Origin of the sequence: Streptomyces exfoliatus (genome assembly GCF_000725545.1) — a bacterium.
Classification (GTDB): Bacteria; Actinomycetota; Actinomycetes; order Streptomycetales; family Streptomycetaceae; genus Streptomyces; species Streptomyces exfoliatus.
In genome coordinates this window covers 75,491-82,730 of sequence record NZ_JNZP01000026.1, presented here as the reverse complement: position 1 = coordinate 82,730, position 7,240 = coordinate 75,491, and the positions used below count along the sequence as shown (strand labels likewise).

Sequence of the window (7,240 nt, the reverse complement as noted above, 5' to 3'; positions counted from 1 at the left end):
CACCGCAGCGACGGCGCCCTCGAATACCTCGGACGCGCCGACGACCAGGTCAAGATCCGCGGCTTCCGCATCGAACCGGGCGAGATCGAGTCCGCGCTCGGCAACCATGCCGCGGTCGAGCAGTCCGTCGTGGTCGTACGGGAGGACAGGCCGGGAGATCGGCGGCTGACCGGATACGTGGTGCCGGACGCCCGGCACGCGGGTCCCGTGAGGGAGCTCGCGCGGATGACCGCAGCCGGTGAGACCGAGGGCCTCGAACTGCACCGGCTGCCCAACGGCATGACCGTCTTCGGCAACAACCCGTCGGAGGTGGAGTTCCTCTACCAGGAGGTCTTCGAGCGGGAGGAGTACATCCGGTACGGGATCACCCTGCCGGACGACGCGATCGTCTTCGACGTCGGCGCGCACATCGGCTTCTTCTCGCTGTTCGTGGCGCGGACCTGCCCGCGGTCGACCGTCTACGCCTTCGAACCGATCCCGGAGCTGTTCGGGATGCTGTCGCACAATGCGCGGCTGCACGGCGCCGACATCCGGCCGTTCAACAACGGAATGGCGGAGCTGCCGGGTACGTCCACCTTCACCTACTACCCGCATCTGTCCATCCTCTCCGGTCGGTTCGGCGCGGAAGAGGAGGAACGTGCCGTGGTCGAGGCGTACGTACGCAACGACCTGGCGGCGCTCGGCGGCGCGGAGCCGGAGCTCGACACCGCCTTCGACGAGCTGTTGACCGAGCGGCTGCGCAGCGTGCAGGTGGACTGTGCGCTGCGGACGGTCTCGGGGCTGATCTCCGAGCAGCGGGTACCGCGGATCGACCTCCTGAAGGTCGACGCCGAGAAGAGCGAGCTGGAGATCCTGCGCGGTGTGCTGCCCGCGCACTGGCCACTGATCCGGCAGGTCGTGGCCGAGGTGCACGATGTGGAGGGACGCCTGGCGGAGGTCACCGGGCTGCTCTCCGAGCAGGGCTTCCAGGTCTCCGTCGACCGACCCCCGGTGCTGGCCGACACGCATCTGGTGAACGTCTTCGCCGTGCGTCCGGACAACCCGGTCGTCCCGCGACCCGAGGGCTGGGCGTCGGTGGCGTCCGCGAGGGCGGCGGGCCGGTGGTGCGATGCGGCGGAGCTCGCGGCGGAGCTCCGCGCCGAGCTGGGCCGACAACTCCCCGAGTACATGGTCCCGTCCTCGCTCGTGTTCCTCGACGAACTCCCCGTGACGTCCAACGGAAAACTGGACCGGCGGGCGCTGCCGGCCCCGGAGACGGAGCGGACGGGCCCGGCCCGAGCACCGCGTACGGAGACCGAGCGTGCGCTGTGCGCGCTCTTCGCCGAAGTCCTGGGCCGCGAGGACGGTGCGGGGTTCGGCGTCGAGGAGGACTTCTTCTCGGCGGGCGGGCATTCGCTGCTCGGCATCCGGCTGGTCAACCGGATCCGTACGGAGCTCGGGACCGAGGTGCCCGTGCGGTCGCTGTTCGCGGCGCCCACGCCCGCCGCGCTCGCCGCGCTCCTCGACGGCGGCGCGGAGCAGGTCGGCTGGCCCGCGTCGGGGCTGCTGCCGCTGCGCACCGCGGGCACCGGGACCCCGCTCTTCTGCGTCCACCCCGTGGAGGGCACCAGCCTGGGCTATGCGGGCCTGCTCCCCCATCTGCGGGGGGACCATCCCGTGTACGGCCTCCAGGCCAAGGGCCTCGACGCGGGCGGGTCCGTGCCCGCGACGATCGGGGAGATGGCTGCCGACTACGTACGACTGATCCGCTCGGTGCAGCCCGAAGGGCCGTATCAGCTGCTGGGGTGGTCCTTCGGTGGTGTCGTCGCGCACGAGATGGCCGTACAGCTCCAGGAGCAGGGGCAGGAGGTCGCGTTGCTGGCGCTGATGGACAGCTACAGCGGTGACGGGTTCGGGCCTGAGGTCACGGAGGCGGAGGTGCTCCGCGTCCTGCTCGAAGCCTCCGGGGCAACCGTCCCCGGGACTCCGGACCGGTCCGCGGTGATCGAGCGGCTGCGCCTGGCGGACGGCTATCTGGCCGCGCTCGACGCCGGGCAGCTGTCTTCGGTGATCGACGTCTGTCTCGCTCATGCGAACCTCATGAACCGGTTCGCGACCCGGAAGTTCGACGGCGATCTGCTGTACTTCACGGCGGCGCTGGACGACACGGGTGGCGCGGGGCCGGTGGAGGGCTGGCGCGGTCATGTGACCGGACGGATCGAGGAGCACCGGATCCAGAGCCGACATCTGGAGATGACCGCACCCGCGCCGATCGCCGAGATAGGCAGGTTGCTCGCAGAGGCCGGCGACTGGCCGCCGACGGCCCGGTGCTGAAGGGCTGACGGGGCCCAACCGGTGTGCCGGCTCTCCCGGGAGAGCCGGCACACCGGCTTCCTTCACATGGGCACGTCGAGCGTGCCGGCGCGCGGACACATCGGCCCGCTCGGCGCTCAGCATCACCGAAAGGCGGATCTCCCCCAGGAGCGGCCCCGCCGCCTCGGCCGGCCGCCAGGGAAGATCTCCGGGTTCCGTCGTGCGGTGGCCGTTTCCCACCGCGGCCGGAAGCGGCGACTGCGGCCCTGCGGGCTACCGCTGATGAAAGGGAGCGCCCTGGTTCCGGGGGCGCTCCGCGACGAAGGTGTGGGTGATGCCCGTCTGCCAGCCGGGCATCGGCAGACAGCGCACGCGCTCGAACCCCGCGCGACGCATCCGGTCGGTGAAGGCGTCCGCCGTGTCGAACTCCATCACGCTGCGGTAGAGGTGCCGGTAGAGCGCGGCGTCTTTGTTCATCCACGCCCAGGGACGCACGAAGCCGTTCACCACGGCCTTCCAGACGAGTCGGTCGGACAGCCGCCGGCCGAGAGTGTACTCATGGACGGAGAGCCGGCCACCGGGTCGGAGAAGCCCCTGGACGTCACGCAGCACGGCGTCGGGATCGGCGACGTTCCGCAGGAGATAGGCGGCGAACACGGCGTCGTACGGGCCGTTCGCCTCGACCTCGTCCATGCTCTCGACCGGGGCGTGGACGAAGGAGACCCCCTCCGGCCAGGTCTTGGCGCGGGCGCGGGCGAGCATCCCCGCCGAGGCGTCGACGCCGATGACGGTCGCCAGCGGCGCCGCGTGCAGGAGCGCCTTCGTGGAAGCTCCGGTTCCGCATCCCAGGTCCAGCACGGTGAGCCCGGCGCCCCCGCCGGGAAGCCCCAGACGGCGGGCGGACCGGCGGAGGTGCGCGACGTACCCCGGGCTCGCCGAGGTCATGAGGTCGTAGGTCGGCGACGCGTGGTCGAACGCGGCGGCGAGATCGCCGTCACGGAGCGTGGTCATGGGCACCCCTTCGACAGAAGCCCACAGGTTGTCGCATCGAATGCGCGTGAACCACGGGGCACGCCGATGTGACCACCGGTGGCCCCCACGCCCCGATGGAATGAGTCCGTATGGCCGAAGACCTGCTGCATCCGCGCGTCAGGGCGGTACTGAACACCCAGAGACACCGCACTGCCCGACCCACGGCAGCAAGGAAACCCCTATGCACACTCTCGACCCACCGACCGTCGACGCGGATGTCCCCGCGGCCTTGGACATCGTGCTCGACGACCTGCTGCGCAAGCGTCTCGCCGAGGTCCAGGCCGTCGAGGCGGCTTTCGCCACGGATATCGCGCGGCGAGTGATCTCGTTCACGGCGGGTGGTCGGCGCCGCAGATCCCAGCTGCTGTGGTGGGCCATGCGAGCAGCGGGCGGCGGGCGGGACGAGGCCGGTGTCGCCCTGCGTACGGCCGCGGCCGTGGAGCTGATCCAGACCTGCGCCCTCATCCACGACGACGTCATGGACGGCTCCCGACTCCGCAGGGGTGAGCCCGCCGTCCACGTCGCTCTCTCCCGCCAGAACGGGACGCGGGGACGCGACGACACCAGAGCGGACTTCGGCAGGTCGGCTGCCGTTCTGGCAGGTGACCTGGCCCTGGCCTGGGCGGACGACGTGTTCATGGAGGCGTTGCTGCGCACCCCGCACTCGGCCGCGCTGGGTGTTCAGTGGCGCGCGATGAGGAACGAGATGGCCGCCGGGCAGTACCTGGACCTGCACACACAGGTGACCGGCTCGCGGTCACCCGGGCGGGCCATGCGCACGGCGGTCCTGAAGACGGCGGGGTACTCGTCGGCGTACCCCCTGGTCCTCGGTGCCCTGTTGGCGGGGGCCTCCGAGCGGACGGTGCGGGGACTGCGCAAGGCCGGACTCTGCGCGGGCATCGCCTTTCAGCTGCAGAACGACCTCCAAGGAGCCTTCGGCAGCCCGGAGCACACCGGCAAACCCGCCGGAGAGGACCTCCGCGAGGGCAAGGCCACCTACCTCCTGGCCGTGGCGCACGCCCGGTGCGTGCGGCGGGGCGACACCGAAGGGCTGGAGCTGCTGGAGACGGTGGTCGGCCGCTCCTCGGCCACGGATGCCGAGCTGAGCCGCGTCCTCGACCTCCTCGTGGCGCACGGCGCCCGCGCGCACGTCGCGGCGCGCGTGGCGGAACTCTCCGCGCGTGCGGTGGACGCGCTCCGGCAGGCGGACCTGGCCGCGGAGCCGACCGAGCGGCTGGTCCGGCTCCTCATCGACGCCGCCGGCCTCTCCCCCGCCGACGTCGCCGGTCCTGAGCAGGCCGCGGACGACGTGAGCCGCGCCGGACCGGCGCTTCCGCAGTGCGAGACAGTGACGGGAGGAGTCCGTTGAGGCGGGTTCCGGGGAGGACGGACCACGTGGTCGTCGTGGGGGCGGGCTTCGCCGGCCTGTCCGCGGCCCTCCATCTGCTCGGCGCCGGGCGGGAGGTCACCCTCGTCGAGCGGGAGGCGGGGCCCGGCGGGCGGGCCGGGAGGATGGATCTGGAGGGTTTCCAGGTCGACACCGGGCCCACGGTCCTGACGATGCCCGCCCTGCTGGACGAGGCGTTCGCCGCCGTCGGTGAGTCCCTCCGCGAACGGGTGGAGCTCGTTCCGCTGCACCCTGCGTACCGTGCCCTGTTCTGGGACGGCAGCCGGGTCGACGTCCACACGGAGGCCGGCGCCATGGCCGCGGAGGTCGAGCGCTTCGCCGGTGCCCGGGAGGCGGACGGATACCTCCGGATGCGTGCCTGGCTGAGCAGGCTCTACGCGGTTCAGGAGCACCGCTTCATCGGCGCGAACTTCGACTCGCCCGCACAGCTTCTCCATCCCGACCTCGCCCGTCTCGCGGCGCTCGGCGGACTGGGAAGACTCGACCGGGCGATCGGTTCCTTCCTGAAGGACGAGCGGCTGCAGCGCGTGTTCTCCTTCCAGGCCCTCTACGCGGGGGTGCCGCCCTCACGAGCGCTCGCGGCCTACGCGGTCATCGCCTACATGGACACCGTGGCCGGGGTGCACTTCCCCCGGGGCGGGATGCACGCGGTGCCCGCCGCGATGGCGGACGCGGCCCGTCGGGCCGGCGCCCGGATCCGGTACGGGGAGCGCGTCACCGGCCTGGAGCGGTCGGGGGCACGCGTGACCGCCGTCCTGACGGAGCACGGGCGGATCCGGTGCGACAGCGTCGTGCTCACCACGGAGCTCCCCCTCGCCTACCGCCTCCTGGGCCGCACGCCCAGGCGGCCTGTCCGGACCAGACACTCGCCGAGCGCGGTGATCCTGCACGCGGGCACGACGCGTACGTGGCCCGAACTCGCGCATCACACGCTCCTGTTCGGCTCGGCCTGGTCACGCACGTTCGAGGAGATCACCCGGAACGGGGAGCTGATGACCGACCCGTCGCTCCTCGTCTCCCGGCCCACGGCCACCGATCCGACACTGGCCCCGGACGGCCGTCATCTCCACTACGTCCTGGCCCCCTGCCCGAACACCGAGATCGGCCCCGGCCGGCGCCACTGGGGTGAACTCGGCCCCTCCTACCGCCACTCCATCGTCGCCGAACTCGAACGGCGGGGACTCGACGGGTTCGGTGACGCGATCGACGCGGAGTGCCTTGTGACGCCCGCGGACTGGACCGCCCGGGGGCACACCGCGGGCACCCCCTTCTCGGTGTCGCACACCTTCGCCCAGACCGGCCCGTTCCGTCCCCGTAACCTGGTCCGCGGAACGGAGAACGTCGTCCTCGCCGGCTGCGGAACCACACCGGGTGTCGGCGTGCCCCCCGTGCTCATCTCGGGAAAGTTGGCCGCGCAGCGGATCACGGGACCTCCCGGCAGGGCTCCACGTCGCCGGGCGCCCGTCGCGGCCGGTCGACGGGAGGTCTCGTGACGGCCCGGGAGCTCGACGCGGCCCGGATCCACGACCGGGCACTGCGGGTGGCGTACGCGGAGTGCAGGAGGCTGAACGCCCGCCACGGGAGGACGTACTTCCTCGCCACGCGCCTTCTGCCGCTCGAACGCCGCAGCGCTGTCCACGCCCTCTACGGTTTCGCCCGGCGCGCGGACGACATCGTGGACGAGACGGCCTCCACGTCGCCCGCGGAGCGGGCGGCGGCACTGGACGCACTGGAGGCCGAATGGCGCCGTGCGCTGCGCGGCGGATCGACGACGGATCCCGCGGTGGCGGCGGCCGCGCACACCCGCGAACGCCTGGACATCCCCGCGCGTCACTTCGACGACTTCCTCGCGTCCATGCGCAGCGACCTGTTCGTGCGGGAGTACGCGACGTACGCCGATCTACGCGAGTACATGCACGGGTCGGCCGCCGTCATCGGCCTCCAGATGGTGCCGGTCCTCGGGACCGTCGTCCCCCGGGAGGAAGCCGAGCCGTACGCGGCCGCGCTGGGCGTCGCGTTCCAGCTGACGAACTTCCTCCGCGATGTCGGAGAGGACCTGGACCGGGGCCGGGTGTACCTCCCGGCCGACCTGCTGGCCGCGTCCGGCGTCGACCGGGACCTGCTGCGGTGGAGCCGGAGGACGGGGTGCCGCGACCGGCGCATCACGGCCGCCCTGGGTGACGCCGCCGCCCTCACGCAGGGCGTCTACCGTCAGGCGGAGCCCGGCATCGCTCTCCTCGATCCTGTGTCGGCCCCGTGTGTGCGCACCGCATTCGTGCTGTACCGGGAGATCCTGGCGGTGATCGAGAGGGAGGGGTACGCGGTGGTGCACCGACGGGCCGTGGTGGGTGCTCGCCGGCGGGCGTCGATCGCCCTGCCCGGTCTCGTGCGGGCGCTGGAAGCACGCGTCGGTCTGCGCACGGGGCGCCCCGCCCTCTCCCGGGGGCGCCCACCGGAGGAGCGCCGCGCGCGTCCGTCGGCCGGGCAGAAGGGAACGAGCGCATGAGA

General features: G+C 72.2%; 5 protein-coding genes. 4 read left to right on the top strand and 1 reads right to left on the bottom strand.

The window, feature by feature from the left end; genetic code table 11:
• Positions 1–2,313: FkbM family methyltransferase (locus tag IO20_RS37775; RefSeq protein WP_157850809.1), on the top strand; the 2,313-nt coding region annotated here is incomplete at its 5' end.
• A 252-nt stretch (positions 2,314–2,565) separates the two neighbouring features.
• On the opposite strand, the gene IO20_RS0127435 is transcribed toward IO20_RS37775, so the two are convergent.
• Positions 2,566–3,303: a class I SAM-dependent methyltransferase gene (locus IO20_RS0127435; RefSeq protein WP_030552680.1), complete on the bottom strand. Its 738-nt coding sequence runs from the start codon at positions 3,301–3,303 to the stop codon at positions 2,566–2,568.
• 202 nt (positions 3,304–3,505) lie between these two features.
• Between IO20_RS0127435 and IO20_RS0127430 the strand changes: the two genes are divergently transcribed.
• The 3 genes from IO20_RS0127430 to IO20_RS39925 are packed head-to-tail and all read left to right on the top strand — an operon-like array spanning position 3,506 to position 7,238.
• Positions 3,506–4,693: a polyprenyl synthetase family protein gene (locus IO20_RS0127430; RefSeq protein ID WP_051874597.1), complete on the top strand. Its 1,188-nt coding sequence runs from the start codon at positions 3,506–3,508 to the stop codon at positions 4,691–4,693.
• Positions 4,690–6,225, top strand: coding sequence for a phytoene desaturase family protein (gene crtI, locus IO20_RS0127425; RefSeq protein ID WP_030552684.1), 1,536 nt, complete (start codon positions 4,690–4,692; stop codon positions 6,223–6,225). The genes IO20_RS0127430 and crtI overlap by 4 nt, the downstream gene beginning before the upstream one ends.
• On the top strand, positions 6,222–7,238 hold the full coding sequence (locus tag IO20_RS39925) for a phytoene/squalene synthase family protein (protein ID WP_030552686.1): 1,017 nt from the start codon (positions 6,222–6,224) through the stop codon (positions 7,236–7,238). The genes crtI and IO20_RS39925 overlap by 4 nt, the downstream gene beginning before the upstream one ends.
• Positions 7,239–7,240: the final 2 nt, after the last annotated feature.

What these genes read in the sequence shown, in the direction of transcription:
- IO20_RS0127435 (WP_030552680.1), bottom strand. Translation starts at nt 3,303, where the DNA reads ATGACCACGCTCCGTGACGGCGATCTCGCCGCCGCGTTCGACCACGCG.
- IO20_RS0127430 (WP_051874597.1), top strand. Translation starts at nt 3,506, where the DNA reads ATGCACACTCTCGACCCACCGACCGTCGACGCGGATGTCCCCGCGGCC.